Annotated in this window: 11 protein-coding genes; 4 read left to right on the plus strand and 7 right to left on the minus strand. The window is 67.7% G+C overall.

The annotated features are described in order from the left end of the window. Nucleotides 1-59 precede the first annotated feature (59 nt). The 4 genes from ACH4UM_RS05500 to ACH4UM_RS05515 all read right to left on the minus strand — a co-directional run bounded on the left by ACH4UM_RS05500 (nucleotide 60) and on the right by ACH4UM_RS05515 (nucleotide 4,727). The gene (locus ACH4UM_RS05500) at nucleotides 60-1,655 is read right to left on the minus strand and encodes an HNH endonuclease (protein WP_398173935.1); all 1,596 of its coding nucleotides are present in this window, start codon (nucleotides 1,653-1,655) and stop codon (nucleotides 60-62) included. Nucleotides 1,656-1,787: 132 nt separating this feature from the next. After that, nucleotides 1,788-3,014, minus strand: a complete 1,227-nt coding sequence (locus ACH4UM_RS05505; RefSeq protein ID WP_398173938.1) for a hypothetical protein — start codon at nucleotides 3,012-3,014, stop codon at nucleotides 1,788-1,790. Further along, a complete protein-coding gene (locus ACH4UM_RS05510) occupies nucleotides 3,014-4,435 on the minus strand; it encodes an N-6 DNA methylase (protein WP_398173941.1) in 1,422 nt (473 codons plus the stop codon). The genes ACH4UM_RS05505 and ACH4UM_RS05510 overlap by 1 nt, the downstream gene beginning before the upstream one ends. 76 nt (nucleotides 4,436-4,511) lie before the next feature. Next, a complete protein-coding gene (locus ACH4UM_RS05515; RefSeq protein ID WP_398173944.1) occupies nucleotides 4,512-4,727 on the minus strand; it encodes a hypothetical protein in 216 nt (71 codons plus the stop codon). 306 nt (nucleotides 4,728-5,033) lie between these two features. Between ACH4UM_RS05515 and pglW the strand changes: the two genes are divergently transcribed. After that, entirely contained in the window at nucleotides 5,034-9,728 is a 4,695-nt protein-coding gene (pglW, locus tag ACH4UM_RS05520; RefSeq protein ID WP_398173947.1) for a BREX system serine/threonine kinase PglW, read from the plus strand. A gap of 72 nt (nucleotides 9,729-9,800) precedes the next feature. Then, nucleotides 9,801-13,529 carry a BREX-2 system adenine-specific DNA-methyltransferase PglX gene (gene pglX / locus ACH4UM_RS05525; RefSeq protein WP_398173950.1) on the plus strand — a complete coding sequence of 1,243 codons (3,729 nt, stop codon included), beginning with the start codon at nucleotides 9,801-9,803 and terminating at the stop codon, nucleotides 13,527-13,529. Here the strand turns inward: pglX and ACH4UM_RS05530 are convergent, their stop codons facing one another. Continuing rightward, nucleotides 13,530-14,192, minus strand: a complete 663-nt coding sequence (locus tag ACH4UM_RS05530; protein ID WP_398173953.1) for an ATP-binding protein — start codon at nucleotides 14,190-14,192, stop codon at nucleotides 13,530-13,532. A gap of 186 nt (nucleotides 14,193-14,378) precedes the next feature. Between ACH4UM_RS05530 and ACH4UM_RS05535 the strand changes: the two genes are divergently transcribed. Both ACH4UM_RS05535 and ACH4UM_RS05540 read left to right on the plus strand, forming a co-directional pair. Next, on the plus strand, nucleotides 14,379-15,251 hold the full coding sequence (locus tag ACH4UM_RS05535; RefSeq protein WP_398173956.1) for a helix-turn-helix domain-containing protein: 873 nt from the start codon (nucleotides 14,379-14,381) through the stop codon (nucleotides 15,249-15,251). Further along, nucleotides 15,248-15,451 (plus strand): DUF397 domain-containing protein, encoded by a 204-nt coding sequence (locus ACH4UM_RS05540; protein ID WP_398173959.1) that lies wholly within the window; start codon nucleotides 15,248-15,250, stop codon nucleotides 15,449-15,451. Before ACH4UM_RS05535 ends, ACH4UM_RS05540 begins: the two co-directional genes overlap by 4 nt. A 193-nt stretch (nucleotides 15,452-15,644) precedes the next feature. Here the strand turns inward: ACH4UM_RS05540 and ACH4UM_RS05545 are convergent, their stop codons facing one another. Further along, nucleotides 15,645-17,789 (minus strand): tetratricopeptide repeat protein, encoded by a 2,145-nt coding sequence (locus tag ACH4UM_RS05545; RefSeq protein WP_398173962.1) that lies wholly within the window; start codon nucleotides 17,787-17,789, stop codon nucleotides 15,645-15,647. After that, entirely contained in the window at nucleotides 17,786-18,082 is a 297-nt protein-coding gene (locus ACH4UM_RS05550; protein ID WP_398173965.1) for a hypothetical protein, read from the minus strand. Before ACH4UM_RS05550 ends, ACH4UM_RS05545 begins: the two co-directional genes overlap by 4 nt. Nucleotides 18,083-18,322: the final 240 nt, after the last annotated feature.

An 18,322-nucleotide genomic window follows, 5' to 3' on the forward strand; every position in this document is an offset into this window, starting at 1 on the left:
CCGACTCCATCGATGCCAGGCTGCTCGACGCCCGGCCGACCTTCCGCATGCCGGAGGAATCAGCCGTGAACAGGGCTGTAGCGGTTCCCTCCGCACAGTCCTCGGTGGTACTCGACGTACTGCTCGTCGATGTCGTGATCGGGGTGCCGCCTCAGCGCGCCGATGTGCGCCCCGTCCTTGCTTCGCCGCACGTTCCAGTCCTCGTCGATGAAGATGGCCAGGGTGTCGAACTGCACGTGGTGGTTGGGGCACAGGCAAAGCAGGTTGGACAACTCGTCCGGCCCGTTGTGAGGGCTTCCGAGTCCTACGATGTGTGCCGCCTCGCTGTAGTGGCTGAAACGTGTCTCCAGTCGGAGCCCGCACACCTGGCACTGATGCCGGTGGAGGAATTTGACCCGCTCCACCAGGCGCTGGTCCCTGTCCGGGCGTGACGCAGTGACTTGGCGGCGGCCTCCGCGCCGAGCGGGGCTCCCCTCGCCCTCACGACCGGCGCCTTCTTCATCCGCTCCGCTGGCATGCGCGTACCCGGCGAGGCCGACTCGCTCCAGAAGTCGTCCCTGATCGACATCCTCGAGGTACGTGGTGCACAGCAGACCGATCGCCTCTGCCCGCGCCAGCGGCTGCCGTAGGAGTCGTGCCGCCTCCCGCCGGAGCCCGGCTCGGTTTCCGGATTCGACGAAGGCCGCAATCGACACCGGCTCGGAGTCCCGGCGCTCCGCGCCTTCGACTTCCCAGAGTCCGTTGTCGCGGAGATGCCGGAACGGGGACTCGAGTGACACCTCGACGCCCGGGGAGCCGAACTCTTGCAATATGGGCACGAGTTGTCGTTGGCAGATGTCCGACGACGTCAGACGGCCGTGCCCCGACACCAGGCGACCGATCGCCCACAGCAGCGTGAGGGGGCGATGACGGGTACGTCTCTCCGTAGGTACATCGGCGTCGAGGGTTCCGAGTGCCCGCAGGAGGTCCCCCCGCCTCATACGCTGCGGGGGACTGTCCGTCGCCTCTCCCTCGCCGGAGGGCCGCGTTTCCCGAGGTGTCTTTCCCGTCAGGAGTCCGTCAAGCAGGCCCAGATGGCGTCGGCGCTCGGCGGCCCTGACGAGGGTGAGGCCGCGAAGTGGAGGTGTCATGGCCAGGGCCATCAGGAGGGGTTGCGCCGCCACTTGGAACTCGACGACATCACCAAGGGCCATGATGTGTTCCCATGTCGCCTGGGTCTCCTCGTCGACCCCCCACACGGCTGCCGCCAAGTCACGGTTGTGGAAGAGTCCCAGAATGCGAGCGCGGGCGATGAACGAGTTCTGGGCGTAGAAGAGAACTTCGTCGCCGACCTTGCGATCCCGCAGCGCCACGGCCTTGGCGTTCCCGGTCTGCTGCGTGGGCGTCGAGCCCCACAGATGCGCCACTCCGTCGGGGAAGATGCGCCGGAGCTCCCCCGCATCCCCTCCCAGAACGTGCTCGAGGTCCGAGAGTCGGATACCCCGTCGGACCGAGTGATCGAAGTGTTGCGGCCCACGCATCCTGGCGCCGCCGCGGGGCTGCAGCACCCACTGGACCGAGCCCGCTTCGGCATACCGTGCCGGGCCGTCCCCGCGCCGGCTGCCATTACCTGCGTCGATGCCGACGACCGACTGACCATCATGACCGTTCCCCATGGTGATCAGATTTTCATACGAACAAGGGCCTGCGGTAAGGCCTTTGGGTAACGGCCACACCGAGGAAGTTCGCCGGTTCCTCGCCCGCTTCAAGCGGGTCTCACCTCACGTGGGGCCCCGCGTCGGCCCCGGTCAGGAAGCGGACTCCCCGGGAAAGGCTCCGGTCAGGAAGCTGTCAAGGATCCGCCCTCGCAGGTCGCGCAGTTTCTCGTCCTCCACTTGCGCGATGCGCGCCCGTTCATGGAGGCGTCCGGCGAGCCCAGCGAAGCGCTCACGCACGTCACTCGGGGGCCACCGAACCGTGATGGCTCCGAACGCGCTACGGCTGAGTTCACGTCCTGCAGATCCATGTGCGGCGGCTGCGAGTTCGGCTCCGCGCGAGCGGATCTCGTGCAACAACCAGTGCGCGTCGTCGGCCGAGTCGAGCCCCAGCACGAGTACGCCGCGGCCGATGGCGACAGGTACCTGGTTCATTACGGCCCGCACGCCGTCTTCCCTGGAGGCGACAAGAAGGGAGCCCGGGGCACACACGCGACACTCCTTGCCCTTGGGCAGCCGTCGCTCGGTGCTGTACAGGTGGGGCAGGTCGCTCTGCAGGATGTCCGCAGGAGCGACGAAAGCGGTACCGCCCTCGGTATGCGTTCCGCCGTCGTCCGGGCGCGGGCGTGGTGCGGTTCCGGCTGTGAGGTGAACCAGGCCGGCGACGGGCCGTTCCGGCCAGGACTCGCTGTTGCGCACCTCGCATGCGAATCGCGCATCGCTCAACTCCGTGGCGCACTCGGCGATACGTACATTCGTCGCTGTCTTCGCCGCCAGAAGCCGCGTCGCCCTCAGCAGGGCGGCCCTCGGCCCTGGTGGCGGCATCGGCACAGGGAGGCTTCGCAGCGCCGCCAGGCTGAGCGTGCGTTGCAGCGTGGAACCAGTGGCCTGCCGCTCGCACCATTCGCGCACTTCCGGTGATCCGAGCCAGAGACTGAGCCAGGCCGCTTCGTCGGGGTTGGGCGCCCGGAGGATCGCGACTGTCCGAGACGCGTTCCAATGGTGGAACTCCCGGGTGACGACCGCTGCTTCGCCCACGCGGCCCACCAGGACCACGACGACGTCGCCTTCCTCCAGCCGACTGCGCAGGTTCGCTTCGTGTACCCGGGGTTCGATACGCCTCGGGTCGTCGGCGCGCAGTCGTCCGTCCTGAACGTCCGCGGCCCGGACCATTCCCACGCCGCCATCGATGTGTTCACCAGGACGAGTGATGCCGTAGCCGATCACTTGCGCTGATCGCAGTTCGCCCAGCGGCACCACGTCCCAGCTCGGCGGAAGCCGGCGCAGCCGGTCGTCGAGTCCGCACGACATCTTCGACATCACAAGTGCCCCAGAAGATCCCGCAGTTGCGCTTCAAGAGCGTGCGAAGTCTCGAAGAGCGCGTAGAGCTCGTCCGTAAGGACCGCAACCTGTTCTTCTCCGTTGACGGTCTGCGATTCGGCAGCAGCCACGCCCACATGATGGGAGGGCAGAACGTCGTACTTGTGCGCTGCGATCTCGTCCACGGAAACCGACCTGCACCAGGCGGGTACGTCCTCGTACGACGCCTCTGCTGTTCCGCGCCAGGCCGCAAAGGTCGCGACGATGCGCTCTCGCACCTCGTCCGGCACCGCGCGGCGGCCACGTCCGACGGTCACCGCGATCTCACGCGCATCGATCAGCAGGATCTGCCCCGACCGGTCGTTGCGGCCCCAGTTGCCGTGGGTCTTCTTGCTCCTGGTGAAGAGCCACAGACTCACGGGGTTACGCACGTGGGGAATCAGCCCGGCCGGCAGTTCCACCACACAGCTCAGGACATCGTCTTCCAGAAGGCGTGCGCGGATGTCGCGCTCCCCCGGCTTGGTTCCGGCGGCTGCTCCCGTGGGCAGCAGGATGGCGCCGCGTCCGGTGCCAGTGCGGGAAAGCTTGCTGACCACGTGCTGCGCCCAGGCGAAGTTGGCGTTGCCGGCCGGCGGTGGACCGTAGACCCAGCGTGGATCGAAGTGCCGGTCGTCGCGGTCGTCCCATCCAGACATGTTGAAGGGCGGGTTGGCGACGACCACGTCGAAGGTCCGGTCGGGGAACCGGTCGTCGGTCAGGGTCGAAGACGGACCTTCCAGACGTGCCTCGGTGCCGTGGACGGAGAGGTTCATCGCGGCGGTCTGCAAAGCGGTCCTGCTTACGTCCTGGCCGTACAGCCGTACGTCCGCATCGCCGTCGGCGGATGTGACGTACTCATGGGCCCGCAGGAGGAAACCGCCCGAGCCGCAGACCGGGTCGTACACGGCCTCGCCGGCTCGGGGCTCCAACAGACCGATCAACAGGTGGGCGATGTCCGGTGGCGTGTAGTAGTGGCCGCCCTTTCCGATCGTCTGGGTATGACGCAGGCATTCCTCGAAGAGCGCTGCCGGGTTTGACGTCGCGGTCAGCCAGTCGATCAGGGGCCTCAACTGGTGGGCATGCACGTCGGCAAGCGACGGCAGGTTCGACAGCGGACCGTGACGCGACTCCCACACGCCCAGACCGTCTCGCATGATGCGTTCGAGCTCGTACGGGTCTCGCCACCAGACGCCCGACATGAGGGCGCCCCACGCCGCGCGGGCGCGAGTGGGGTAGTCCTCCCCACCGGCGCCTTCCGCGTCCGCCTCATGACGCAAAAGCGTCAACGCCATGGCCAGCAGGAGGGCGTCTTGGGGTGCCACCACGCCGCGCAGCGCGTCCAGCGCACGTCCCAGCGACGGACCTCTCGACGCTCTCTCCACCCTCGACTCCTGCCGCTCTCATCCTCTTCCACCGCGGGCAGCCGGCCCCCGGTCCGCCCATCATGCCTGGTGACGCTCAGTCGGAGCGCAGATAGGTCAAGACGACGAAGGCGAGCATGGCAACGGCTATGAACACACCTCCGCCCGTCACCACGGCCTGATCCACACTGTCCGTCCGTGCCAGCCGCCAGAAGGCGGCCCCCAGACCGCAGATCGCCGCCAGCGCCATGGCGAGCGCCGCCGTCATGCCCTTTCGCTCGTTCAACTGCCCCTCCCGTTGCTCGATCTCCATGGAAAACAGCACAAAGTGGGCACAGGGCAGTGCTCGTCCTGCGCACCACACCATCGTACGCCATTGCAGCAGTCGGTTTGGGTTGTGTGCAGCAGTCCGTTTGTGATGCTGCCCAAGATGGAGAATCCACTTCCTGCGGAAATCACGCAACCCAAATTGCCGAGGCGGGCAGAAAGCTCCGGCCATCAAGACCTCGGCCCATGCGCCTGACCCCGCTGCCCGGCCCCGCTACGATCTGATCGGGGAATTTTTGCTGTCTGAACTGCAGCGATCGAGACAGAAGCGACACGAAGCGGGGACAAGCGCATGCGGGACGGCCGGTGGACGACGGTCACCGATTCCGAGTTCCAGCATGAGCACCGGGGCCTGGAGGCCGTCCGCGAGAAGCTCCCGGACAACGACCCGTGGCGGGCCTGGTCGAACTTCACCTTCACCGCCCACACCGGCCACGTCCGGGAAGTGGACCTACTGGTGATCGCCCCGGGCGGCGTGCACCTGATCGAGCTGAAGGACTGGCACGGCTCCGTCGAGTCCCGCAACGGCACCTGGCTGCAGACCCAGCCCAGCGGCCGGCAGATCCCACACGGCAATCCGCTGCACCTGGCCAACAAGAAGGCCAAGGAGCTGGCCGCGCTGCTCCAGCAGAACGGCGAGAAGGTGTGGGTTTCGGAGGCCGTCTGCTTCACCGACTCCTCGCTGCGCAACCGGCTGCCCGCCCACGACCGCAACGGCGTCTTCACGGTGCACCAGCTCACCGAGATGCTGAAGGAGCCGCCGAAGGACGAGTACCGCCGGATCGACGCAGCACGGTCGCGCCGGATCAAGGCGGCCCTGGAACGCATCGGCATCGCGCGCAGCGACGCCGAGTACAAGGTCGGCCCGTACCTGCTGAGCCGGAAGGCGTTCGACTCGGGCCCGACCTGGGCCGACTATCTGGCCCAGCACAGTGAGCTGCCGGAGGCCGCCCGCGTCCGTGTCTATCTGCGCGAGCGCGGCTCCGACGCCGAGCTGCGGGCATCCGTGGAGCGCGCGGCGCGCCGCGAGGCCGCGGTGCTGCGTTACTTCCGGCACCCTGGTGTCGTCCAGCTCAAGCAGTACGACCCGTCCGGGCACTCGGCGGGCCCCGCGCTGATCTTCGACTTCGATCCGCGGACCCTGCGTCTGGACGAGTACCTGATCCAGTACGGCGAGAAGCTGGACATCCTCAGCCGGATGGCGCTGGTACGGCAGCTCGCCGAGACGGTGCGCTCGGCGCACGGCCGACGGATCTTCCACCGCACCCTGGCGGCCCGCGCGGTCCACGTCATCCCGCGCGGCCGTGGCGGCCGGAGCGACTCCGAGAGCGAGACCGGCGCCTGGTCCAGCCCACACTTGCAGATCTCCGACTGGCAGGTCGCCGTCCAGCGCAGCTCCGAGCACGGCGTGACCAGCAGCGGTGAGCGGTTCGCCCCCACGACCTTCTCGCGCGCGGGCGCGCATCTCGCCGAGGGCGCGGACCCGTATCTGGCCCCGGAGCTGACCGCGCTCAGGCCCGACCCGGTCGCCCTGGACGTGTACGGACTCGGAGTGCTCACCTATCTACTGGCCACCGGCAGGCCACCGGCCGCCAGCCAGGCCGAACTGGTGGCCCGCTACGAGGCGGGCGAGGGCCTGCGCCCCAGCTCCGTGGTGGACGGCCTCTCCCCGTACATCGACGAGCTGGTGCAGGCGGCGACGGCCTACGACGTCTCCGCCCGGCTGTCGTCGGTGGACGACTTCCTGGAGATGCTGGAGGTCGTCGAGGCGGACCTGACCGAACCTCCGACGGCTGAGGCCCCGCGCCCGGCCGAACCCGAGAAGGACCCCCTGGACGCGGTCGCCGGCGACGTGCTGGCGGGCCGCTGGGAGGTCAGGCGCCGCCTCGGTACGGGTTCGACGAGCCGCGCGTTCCTGGTGCGGGACCTGACCGCCGGCCCGGATGTGCGCTTCTCGAAGTCCCTGGCGGTGCTGAAGGTCGCGACGTCGGACAGCCGCGGCGAGGTGCTGCGCCGCGAGGCCGAGGTGCTGGGCCGGCTCCGCCCCGACTCCCGCGTGATCCGCCTGGTCGAGCCGGAGCCGCAGCGCATCGGCCCGCGCACGGTCCTGGTCATGGAGTACGTCGGCGACGAGCGCGAGGAGAGCGGCGAGCCGTCCGCACCGGGTACGAAGCGCCGACGCCGGGAGGAGACGGTCGCCCGGCAGCTGCGCGAGTTCGGCCGCCTGTCCGTGGACCAGCTCGAGGCGTACGGCGACTACCTCTTCGGCGCGGTGGACTTCCTCGAGGGCGAGGGCGTGTGGCACCGCGACATCAAGCCGGACAACATCGCGATCCGCATCCGACCGAACCGCACCCGCGAGCTGGTGCTGATCGACTTCTCGCTCGCGGGCTACCCGGTGAACGAGACCGCGGCTGGCACGGACGGCTACCTCGACCCGTTCATCGGCACGCTCACCGACCGCTCGGTCTACGACGCCCACGCCGAGCGCTATGCCCTGGCCGTCACCCTGCACGAAATGGCGTCCCGAGAGCTGCCCGTGTGGGGCGACGGCAAGGTCTCGCCGCGCCAGACCGACCCGGGGAAGGAGCCGTACCCGAGGATCGCCGCCGACGCCTTCGACCCGGCGGTACGGGACGGCCTGGTCGCGTTCTTCCAGAGGGCACTGCACCGGGACGCCTCCGAGCGCTTCCCGGACCTCAAGCCGATGCGGGACGCCTGGAAGAAGATCTTCCTCGCCATGGACGAGGCGAAGCCCTCGTCCCGCCGCCCGTCACGGCACGCGGCACCGTCCGCGCAGGGCGAGGCGGCGCAGCCCGCCCCGGACGCCGCCATCCCGGAGGCCGAGGAGGAGAGCGCCGAGCAGCAGCGCGAACGGCTGGCGGAGCGCGTCGACCGGGACACGCTCGTCTCGTCGTCCGGTCTGAGCCCGGCCGCGGAGTCCTTCGTGTACGGCCTCGGCGTCAACACCGTCGGTGAGTTGCTCGACTACAGCCAGCGCCAGCTCGTCAATGCCCCCGGCCTCGGTGCCAAGACCCGCAAGGAGGTCTTGAGCCGTATCAAGCAGTGGCGCCTCAAGCTCGCGGAGAAGCCCGCCGCGCCGCTCACTCCCGAGGGTCGCAAAGCCGCGAAGGAGGAGCTGTCGGCCGCCGAGGCCGCGGCGGCCGACGCGGTGGCGGCGAGCGGCGGCGCCGGTGCGGGTTCGCTGCCGGAGCGCGCGCTGCGCAGCGTCAGCCTCGACACCCTCGCCACGGTGTTCGTACCGCCGCTACGCAAGGACGGCTCGAACCACAACGAGTGCGAGATGGTTCGGCTGCTGCTGCGGCTGCCCAACGAGCACGGCGTACTGCCGTCGGAGGTCGGGGTCTGGCCGACGCAGACGGAGGTCGCGCACGCGCTCGGGCTGTCGCGGGGCCGCATCCCTCAGATGCTGAAGAACCAGCGGACCCGCTGGAAGAAGCACCCGGCGGTACGGGTGCTGCGCGCCGAGGTCCTGGACCTGCTGCGGCACGACCTGGGTCGGGTCGCTTCGGCGGCGGAGATCGCGGACGCGCTGACCGTGCGGCGCGGCACCCAGCTGCAGGAGCGCGAGCAGCGCCGGGCGCTGGCGCTGGCCGCCGTTCGGGCCGTGGTGGAGGTGGAGCAACTCGTGCCGGACGAGGCCGAGTTCCAGCATGCCCCGAACCGCGACGCGGCCGACGAGAGCATGGGCGCGGGGCTGCTGGCGCTGGAGGTGGGCGCGGACGACGCGCCGGACACACCGTCCGCGCCGGGCCTGCTCCACTACGCCCAGCGGCTCGGCCGTATCGCCGACACCATGTCGGAACTCGACACCCTGCCGACCGCGGCGACCGTGGTGTCCGAGCTGGGCGCCGTACCGCCGCCGAGTGCGGCGGTGCAGTGGGACGACCGACGCATGGTGGAGATCGCGGTGGCCGCCTCCCGCCATGCCGCCGCGACGCCCCGTCTGGAGATCTATCCGCGCAAGCTGCCGCTGGTGCGCGCGCTGCGCCTCACCCAGGCCGGCCTGGTACCGCTCATCCCCGGAATGGCGGAGGCCGAGCAGCCGGGCCTGACGGCGGACGACGTCCACGAGCGCGTACGGGCCCGCTTCCCGGAGCTGCTGAACGAGCGGGGTGGCCATGCGCTGCCCACGGGCGGCACGCTGACGAGGGCGCTGCGTGAGGCCGGCTTCGACCTGGTGCTGTCGACGCGCAAGAGCACGGGGACGCTGCGGTATCTGCCGAGCAGTCCGGACGGAGTGTCTGCGTATCTGTCGTCAGACGCGCGGCGACAGCCGACGGGCACCGTCTCCGCGCACCGCTACTCCGACGACCCGGACCTCGCGGCGGCGGGCACAGCCGAGGACCGGTTGAAGGCCTCGGCGCGCCGGGACGGCTTCCGCGTACTGACGGTGCCGACGGAGTGGGCGCGGGATGCGATCGACGAACTTGGGCGCGACGACTTCGCGGGCGGGGCCGTCGTGGTGTCGGTGGCCGAGCTGTTCGTACGGGCGCTGCACGAGCTGGTCGACCCTCGGCCCAAGCCCACGTGGGAGACGATCCTGCGTGCGGATGTGGCGAAGGCCGGGACGCCGGGAGCGATGAAGTTCGCCGAGTACGCGGGGACGGCGTGGGGACTGGTGGAGCCTCGGATCGGGGAGCTGCTGGTGCCGGGGGGTACGGGTTCCGGGAACGGTGGCGGGGGCGGGTCGGCTGCTCCGTTGCTGCTGACGGACGCCGGGGTCTTCGCCCGGTACGACGCGATGGGCGTACTGGAGCGGCTGGCGGAGCGGTCGCGGGGTGGCGGCCGCGCGCTGTGGCTGCTGTGCCCGCAGAGCGACCCGGCCCGGCCGCCGCGGCTGGGGACGGTGGCGGTGCCGTATCAGTCGGGGCTCGGTGAGTGGATCATGCTGAATGAGTCCTGGGTGCAGAACGCGCACCGTGCGAAGCCGGAGAAGGCCGGGGTCGGCGGGCCACGGGGATGATGCGCTGAGCGCGCGTGCCGTACTCGGAGCGGTTCGCGTGTGGGTGGGGACGACGACAGGAGACGTGACCAGGTGATCGACCGCAAGTCCAAGGCACTGCTGACGGACCTGATCAAGCAGGTGAAGGCGGTCGAGGTCGACCTCGGCCAGCAGGTCCGGGACGGCGAGACCGTCCTGAAGCCGCTGCGCACGGAGTACGGGAAGCTGCAGAAGGCCGATCCCAAGGGGAGCCCCAAGTGGGAGGCCTGGCTGGAGGAACGGCTGGCCGAGCTGCCGGAGGAGCGTGCCGAGCTGGTACGGGCGGCGGAGGCCGTCGCTGGGAAGCTGCGGGCTGAGTACGACCAGGCGTTCAAGCTCGGTCGTACGGGGGCGACTTGGGGCGCGTGGCTGGACGAGCGGGTCACGCAGGTCGCGGTGGCGTGGGTGCTGGGCACGGTGTTCGTGCGGTTCTGCGAGGACAACCGGCTGATCCCGGAGCCGTACCTCACGGGCCCGGACGCCGAGCGGCGGGATCTGGCGGAGGCCCGGTACAGGCAGTACGTCGAGGAGGAGCAGGACCCGACATACCGAGGGTGGCTGGAGCGGGCGTTCGCGGAGCTGGGCTCCGGGCAGGCCGGCAAGCTGCTGTTCGACAAGCGGCGCAACCCGCTGTATCAGATCCCGGTCTCGCACGACGGGGCGCGGGCGCTGGTGGAGTTCTGGCGGGAGCGACGGGAGGACGGTGAGCTGGTCCATGACTTCACCGACCCGCTGAACGAGGACGGGACGAAGGGGTGGGACACGCGGTTCCTGGGTGACCTGTACCAGGATCTCTCGGAAGCAGCTCGGAAGACGTACGCGCTGCTTCAGACCCCGGAGTTCGTGGAGGAGTTCATCCTCGACCGGACGATGAATCCGGTGGTCCGGGAGCTGGGCGGGCGGTTCGGTGAACTGAAGATGATCGACCCTACGTGCGGGTCGGGGCACTTCGTGCTGGGCGCGTTCAGGAGGATGGTGCGGCTCTGGGCGGAACGGGAGCCTGGGCGTGATGTGCATGAGCGGGTGCGGGATGCGTTGAACTCCGTGCACGGGGTGGACATCAATCCGTTCGCGGTGGCTATTGCTCGGTTCCGGTTGCTAGTGGCGGCGATGGCGGTGTCGGGGGTGCGGACGCTGGAGGAGGCTGGACGGTACGACTGGCCGGTCCATCTGGCGGTGGGCGACTCGCTTATCAAGGCTCGGCAGCTTGAACTGACGCTGGGGGATGATGAGTTCGCGGATCCGCTGGCAGAGTTCACATATACCACGGAGGACGTGGACGAGCACCCGGGGATCCTGGAGCAGGGACGGTATGACGTGGTGGTGGGGAATCCGCCCTACATCACAGTCAAGGATAAGCAGCTAAATGCACTGTACCGGGAATTGTATAGGTCTTGCGCGGGACCATACCCTTTGTCTGTGCCATTCGCCGAACGCTTCTTCCAGCTCGCAAGAACCGGAGATGCCAGTGGCCATGGATACGGCATGGTAGGGCAGATCACTGCAAACTCTTTCATGAAGCGGGAGTTCGGGACAAAACTAATCGAGGAATATTTTGCCCACAAAGTTGAACTGACCGAGGTAATCGATACCTCTGGCGCCTATATCCCAGGCCATGGAACTCCAACGGTCATCCTCATCGGCAAACGACGCACAGGAAGTAGTCGATCGGAAAGCATTCGCACAGCGCGAAGCGTGCAGGGCGAACCAGCCACCCCAGAGGACGCCGAGTTCGGCTTGGTCTGGAACGCCATCGTCGATCAGATCGACAGGCCAGGATCAGCAAGCCAGTGGGTATCTGTAGACGACCTCGAGCGACACCGCTATTTCGGCAAGCAGCCGTGGGTATTGGCAGCTGGCGGTCTCGAAATGGTTGAAGAGATTGAATCAGCCAGATGCGCCCGCCTGCACGACAGGATTCACGACATCGGCACTGGAGCAGTACCACGGGAACACGAAGCCTACGAGATTGGTCTCGCCACACTCCAGCGTCGCAGGATTTCCGCAGCCCATCAACGGCCTATCATTGCCGGGAACGACATTCGAGACTACATGGCCTGGGATCCCGTAGTGTCCATTTGGCCGTACTCTAATAACACGCTTACCGCAGAAGCCCCTACGGCCATCGAGCACACCTTGTGGCCATACAGAGTATGGCTCGCGAAGCGTGTCGCTTTCGGCAAGACCCAAGTGGAGCGAGGACTGCAATGGTTCGAGTATTCGATGTTCTTTACTGAGCGATATCGAGTACCAATGTCAATTGCGGCCGCAATCGTTTCGACTCACAATCACTTCCTACTGGACCGAGGCGGCAGAATCTTCAAACAGTCGGCACCAGTGATTAAATTGAACGAAGAAGCCACCGAGTCTCAGCACCTAGAACTCCTGGGACTACTAAATAGCTCTACCGCAGCTTTCTGGCTCAAGATGATGAGTCACAGCAAGGGCACCGAAGGGCATCAATCTGGCATTAAAACTGAACCGTGGGAACAATTCTATGAGTTCACCGGGGCCAAATTCCAGCAACTCCCTATTCCCGTCGACTGCCCCACCACCCTTTCTGTAAACCTCGATGCCTTCGCACAGCACCTCACCGCAACCACCCCATCCGCTGTAGCCGCAGCCAGCACTCCAACTTCAGCCAGGCTCCGCGAAGCACGCACCAATTGGGAGTCCATCCGCGCCCAGATGATCGCCCTCCAAGAGGAGCTCGACTGGCAGGTCTACTCCCTCTACAACCTGCACTCCGAAGACCTCCGCGCTCCCGAGTCCGAAGTCCCAGAACTCGCCCTCGGCGAACGAGCCTTCGAGATCGTGCTGGCTCGGCGAGTTGAGAGAGGTGAGGCATCCGACGAGTGGTTCAAACGGCATGCATCCACCCCCATCACCAAGCTTCCCAACCACTGGTCGGACTCGTACAAGGCCACCGTCCAGAAGCGCATCGACGTCATCGAGTCGTCCCGCGCCATCGGCATGGTCGAGCGCCCCGAGTACAAGCGCCGCTGGGCGACAGAAGGTTGGGACGTGCTCCAGGAGAAGGCCCTGCGCTCCTGGCTGCTCGACCGCATCGAGGCGCGCGAACTCTGGTTCCAGGACGGCCAACCCACCATCCTCACCCGCGCCCAGCTCACCTCCGCTCTCTCCCTCGACGAGGACTTCGTCTCCGTCGCCGAGTTGTACGCACCTCGCAAGGAGTTGGCGACCGTCGTCGCGGATCTCCTGGCCAACGAGCACGTCCCCTTCCTCGCCGCCCTGCGCTACAAGCCCACCGGCCTGAGGAAGCGCGCCGACTGGGAGCACGTCTGGGATCTCCAGCGCCAGGAAGACGCCGCCCCGGACGAGCCCGCCAAGCGAAGGATCCGGGACTCCATTCCCGTACCGCCCAAGTACACATCGGCCGACTTCCTCAAGCCGTCCTACTGGCGCGCCCGCGGGAAGCTGGACGTGCCGAAGGAGCGGTTCATCTCCTACGCCACCGGCACGATTTCCGGCACCCCGGACCTGTTCGGCTGGGCGGGCTGGGACCACCGTGAGCAGGCCCAGGCCCTCAGTACGTACTTCACGAACCACGACGAGCTGTCCGACGAGCAGATGACCCCGCTACTCGCCGGCCTCCTCGAACTTCAGCCCTGGCTCAACCAGTGGCACGACGAGTTCGATCCCCTGTACGGCGGCTCCCCCGCAGCCTTCTTCGCGGGCTACCGGGCGACCAAGCAGGGCGAACACGGCCTGACTGACGACGACTTGCGCGCGTGGCGTCCCGGGAAGCCAACCAAGGGCTGATCACCCCGGCGTGCCCTCCCCGCTCTCCCGCACGGAGGGCACGCCACCGTCCCGCACGGTCAACGGTTCGGCCGCGTGTACCCGTAGCGCCGGGCCCTCGTCCAGCCCGAGCACAACGGCGAGTCCACCAGCCGCGTACGGCTCAGTGCGCACCGTACGGGCAGTGCGCCATTCACCCAACACTCGCACTCGCTGCCCAGGCCGCACCATGACCGCCGCGACCTCCCGCCCGACGGGCTCAGCCACAATGTCCGGCGCCTTCAGCTCGGCCCACACGGTCTTCCCGATCCCACCAGCACGCTCGTCCACTCCCCACCGGTGAGCCAACGCCTCCACGAGCAACAGCCCCCGCCCCCCGGTCTCGTCGTCACCAGGCGCCTGCACATCAGGCCTGCCTGAGCCCGCGTCGCTGACTTCCAGCCGCAGCAGCCCGTCCTCCAGGGATCGCGCGATTCGTACGCCCACCTGCCGATCGCTCGGCACGCGTACACGCAGCGCGTTGGTCACCAGCTCCGAGAGCACCAACTCCGCCGACTCCAGGACGTCTTGGCTGACGCCCCAACCGCCGAGCACCGCATGTAACGCCGCCCGGGATCTCGGCACACTCCGACGGCAACGGGACAGCCGGAACGTGACTTCGTTCGAATTCGGGCTCTCTGCCATGGCGCCCCCTGAGGGTCGATAGCTGCTGATCAAGTCTTCGCGCTGCAGAGTCAGTTACTGACGATCCACTCACAGCGTTCCGCAGCATATGAATCGGCGCAATATTGCATGGAGCCTGTAAGCCTTGTTTCACTCTTTCGAGTAAGCCCAACACCCTGCAGGTCTGGCCTCTGGTAGGAGTCACACATGCCTACTGTCAAACCGTCCACCGTGCTCGGACGCCAACTCGGCGATGAACTTCGCAAGTTCCGTGAGGCGGCAGGTGTGTCCATGGCCGAAGCGGCCGAGGTGCTCGACTGCACCAAAGGAAAGATCAGCCGCATGGAAAACGGGCACGTACCTGTCCGCACCCCGGATCTGAACGCGCTGATGCATGCGTATCGCGTCGAGGACCCGGAGACGCGTAGCCGCCTTGGAGCCATGGCACAGCGAGCCAACCGACGCCGCCGCGACGGCTGGTGGCACCAGTACGGCTCCGTTCTGGGCGACTCGTACCGCGATCAGATCGAGCTGGAGGCCATCTGTGACAGCGTGCGGACCTACGAGGTGCAGTTGATCCCGGGGCTACTTCAGACAGCGGAGTACGGCCGCGCAGTAACCGTCGCTTCACGCGCCTGGAAGACACCTGAGCAGATCGATCAGTTCGTCCAGGTGCGGCTCGCCCGGCAGCAACGGCTCACCGACGAGGATCCGATGTCGCTCTGGGCGGTACTGGCGGAAGGAGTCCTCCGTCAGCACGTAGGCGGCCCCACAGTGATGCAGACCCAATTGGAGCACCTCGCCATGATGGCGGAGCGCCCCAACATCACTGTCCAGGTACTGCCGTTCTCGCGCGGTGCGCACTCAGGTATGTTCGGCCCGTACCTGCTGCTGGGCTTTCCTCAGGTGACATCGCTCGACCTCGTCTTGACGGAGACCCCGACCGGCAACATCTGGATGGAGCGCGAACCAGAGGTCGCGTACTACCGCACCCTCTTCGACGACGCCCGCACCACAGCGCTGCCGCCGGCGGAATCACTCACGCTGATCCGCCGCATCGCCAAGGAGTACCGAGCATGAGCCAGGACCATCACATAGACCCCGTACTCGCGGGAGCGGCATGGCGCGCCAGCAGCCACAGCGGCGGGCAGGGCAACTGCGTCGAGATCGTCGACGGCATCCCCGCACTCATACCGGTCCGCGACAGCAAGCGCCCCACCGGCCCAGTGATCACCTTCACCCACGACGCCTGGCGCACATTCATCACCCACCTGAGCTGACCCCAGCGGCGCCAGAAGTCCTCAGCGAGGGCAGCCGCTTCCACCACGCCGCCCGCCCTTTACCGCGCTCCCAGCCACCCCTCATTGGTCACGCAACGCCACCTCTCAGTTACTCGCATTCTCCATACTATGGTCCACTTGAGTATGTTCAGTGCGACCGGTCTTACGCCCGACCTGCCAAGATGCGTGCCCGTCACACCTCGGGCGGGCGCCATCGCCCCGACGTGAAATCGATCAGCAGTTGCCGGCTGGCGACCGTGAACGGATGGTCGGAACCGAGGCCGCGTTCCCGCCTGGCCACGACATCCGTCAGCAGCTCGATCCCGGCGTCCAAGTGGCCGCGTGCGGCCTGGGTTCGGGAGAGAAGCTGCTGGGCGGAGAGCGCGATCGGGTAGTCGGGGCCGAAGCGGCGCCGGTATGCCTCGGTGACCAGCCGTATCTCCTGGTCGGCCTCGTCGAAGCGGCCCAGTAGGTACAGCGCCCAGGCGTGGTTGTGGTGGGCGCCCAAGGTCACCGTGTGATCGGGGCCGAGGAACCGGAGGCATTCCGAGGGCAGGGAAAGCAGCACGCCGTCGTCTTCAGCGACGATTTCGGAGGCGGACAGCAGGACCAGCATGCTTGAGCGGGAGCGCAACGTCAGGGGGTGCTCAGGGCCGAGTGCCCTTCGCCGGCCGGCGACCGTGGACCGGACAAGCGAGATGGCCTCGTCCCGTCTCCCGAGGTTTCCGAGCACGAGCTGAAGGCCGTGGCCGCTGTCCAAGGTGTCGGGATCGTCGGCCCCGAACAGTCGCTCCTGAGCCGCGCGGACGCGCCCGAGCAGCAGCTCGGCCTCGGCGTACCTGCCCAGCCGGAAGAGCGCTCGGCCGGCCCTGGAGCGGGCGGCCAGCACGAGACGGTGCTCCGCACCGAGCTGCCGCTCGCCGAGGTCCGCCGCGGCCCGGGCGGTCTCCCAGGCGGACAGGTAGTCTCCCGTGCGGTGCAGTGCGACGGACAGCCGGGTCACCACGGCCAGTGCGTCAGCCAGCGTCGACGGGTCGCCGACGCGTCGCAACAGGGCGAGCCCATGGGGCACCAGCAGCCGGAGCAGCGGATCGTAGGGGCCCGCGTCGGGGACGCTGGGGACGGCCGCGTCGAGTAACAGGACGGCTGTGGTGTCGAGAACCGGCACATGTGCCGCCGGTGTCGCCGCCGCGACACTGTCGAGCAGTACCCCGTGGCTCAGTGCGCACCGCACGCCGACGTCGACCAGTTCGGTCAGCGATTGGTCGAGCAGCGCTCTCAGTGCGGTTTCGCAACGGGCGCGGGGAAGGACACCGCTGATCTCGGCCCGGTTGAGCAGAGACAACGGCAGTGGCTCGGGGGCGAAGCGAGCCAGCAGCCTCAGCAATGCGGTCGCTTCGGACAGGCCTCGGGCCTCGAACGCGTCGAGTGTCAGTTGCCACGTCAGGCCGACCAGGTGCCGTGGATCCTCCTCCGACAAGGCATCGGCTCCCTGGTCGATGAGCTCGACTCGCTCCCCTTCGTCGAGATGGCGCCCGTAGGTCTCCATCGTCCAGGGATCGAGCACCTGTTGGGAAAGGAAGCCGCCTGCCAGCGTGAGAGCGAGCGGCAACCGGCCGAGCCGTTCCGCGATCTGTGCCGCCTCCTCCTGTGTACCGCTGTGTGGGGCGAGGTCGCGCAGCACCAGCGCGGCGTCCTCGCGCGGCAGTACGCCGATGTGCTGCAGCTCTGCCCCCGGCCACCAGCGGGCAGCCGACCGGCGTGTGGTCACCACGACCGTGCCGCGTGGACTGGTGCGCAGCCAGCTGCCGTCACGGAGGATCTCGGGTTGGTCGGCGTTGTCGAGTACCAGCAGCCAGGGCTCAGCGGAGCGGTCGAGGTACTGCCAGACGAGATCGGCGGCAGGACGAAGTCCGTTGCGGGCTGCCAGCAGTTCGCCGTCGCCGGCACCTCGGTCCGCGGCGACGGCGAGCATGCCGGCGCGCAGGCTCGCACGGTCGGAAGCGCCGACCCACAGCCCCACCCTGCCGCACTCGTTGGTGGCCATCTGGAAGAACGTGTAGGCGACCGCGGTCTTGCCGCAGCCGCCCATGCCACACAAAACGTAGACCTCTCCGCCACGCTCCGCCCGCACGCTTTCTCGCAGACGTTCCAGCACCTCGGCTCGGTCGCGCAGAACGATCGGAGGCCGACCGACCGCCGGACGGCGAACCGAGTCGGGGCCGCTGGGCGCGGCCGCTTCATCGCCGTAGTGGTGGTGTTCGCTGATGTGCTGGTCACCCGACGCTTGGTAGACACGGCCACGGTCCTCGGCGTGGCCGTCCATCGCGCCTGTCATCGCTCCGCGTTGTGCTGGTCTCGCCCCGCCTGATAGATCCGGGCCTGGCCGGACGCGCTGGCGTGCTGCGTGATCGCAGGGCCGGTCGCGCCCTGCGGCTCAAGTTCGCCAAGGAGTGTGCGGAGTTCCGCAGCGGCGCCGGGCTGGGCGGCGAGCAGGCGTCGGAGCCGCCCCTGCCACTCCAGGTGCAGTTCGCTGAGCGTCTCCTGGTCGTCGGCCTCTCCGGCCGCCAGGGCGTCTTCGCGGGTGGCTTCCAATTCGGCGGCGACAGCCTCGGCACGGTGCGGCTGCATTCGGCGCCACAGTTGCGTGATCCCGTCTCGGGTCCGATGCCAGGCGTCAGTTGTCATCAATGTGACCAGTGTGACTCCCGCGCTCTGCGCGAGTAGGGCCGTCTCCGGGTCCATAGTTCCCTCTGACCAGAATTTGCGGATCTTCGGACTGTATACCGAATAGCCTGCATCTGCTGCGGTTTGGTACCTTGTCGTCTCGTGACCATTTATCGTCGCACTCTTGACCCGGAACGGACAACA

The organism is Streptomyces sp. NPDC020801 (genome assembly GCF_044334385.1).
GTDB lineage: Bacteria > Actinomycetota > Actinomycetes > Streptomycetales > Streptomycetaceae > Streptomyces.

Bases quoted from the DNA above. Each gene is read 5' to 3' on its own strand.
- pglW (WP_398173947.1), top strand. From the start codon at position 5,034: ATGCGGGACGGCCGGTGGACGACGGTCACCGATTCCGAGTTCCAGCAT.
- ACH4UM_RS05545 (WP_398173962.1), bottom strand. From the start codon at position 17,789: ATGACAGGCGCGATGGACGGCCACGCCGAGGACCGTGGCCGTGTCTAC.
- ACH4UM_RS05535 (WP_398173956.1), top strand. From the start codon at position 14,379: ATGCCTACTGTCAAACCGTCCACCGTGCTCGGACGCCAACTCGGCGAT.
- ACH4UM_RS05505 (WP_398173938.1), bottom strand. From the start codon at position 3,014: ATGTCGAAGATGTCGTGCGGACTCGACGACCGGCTGCGCCGGCTTCCG.
- ACH4UM_RS05550 (WP_398173965.1), bottom strand. From the start codon at position 18,082: ATGCAGCCGCACCGTGCCGAGGCTGTCGCCGCCGAATTGGAAGCCACC.
- ACH4UM_RS05500 (WP_398173935.1), bottom strand. From the start codon at position 1,655: ATGGGGAACGGTCATGATGGTCAGTCGGTCGTCGGCATCGACGCAGGT.
- ACH4UM_RS05540 (WP_398173959.1), top strand. From the start codon at position 15,248: ATGAGCCAGGACCATCACATAGACCCCGTACTCGCGGGAGCGGCATGG.
- ACH4UM_RS05530 (WP_398173953.1), bottom strand. From the start codon at position 14,192: ATGGCAGAGAGCCCGAATTCGAACGAAGTCACGTTCCGGCTGTCCCGT.
- ACH4UM_RS05515 (WP_398173944.1), bottom strand. From the start codon at position 4,727: ATGGAGATCGAGCAACGGGAGGGGCAGTTGAACGAGCGAAAGGGCATG.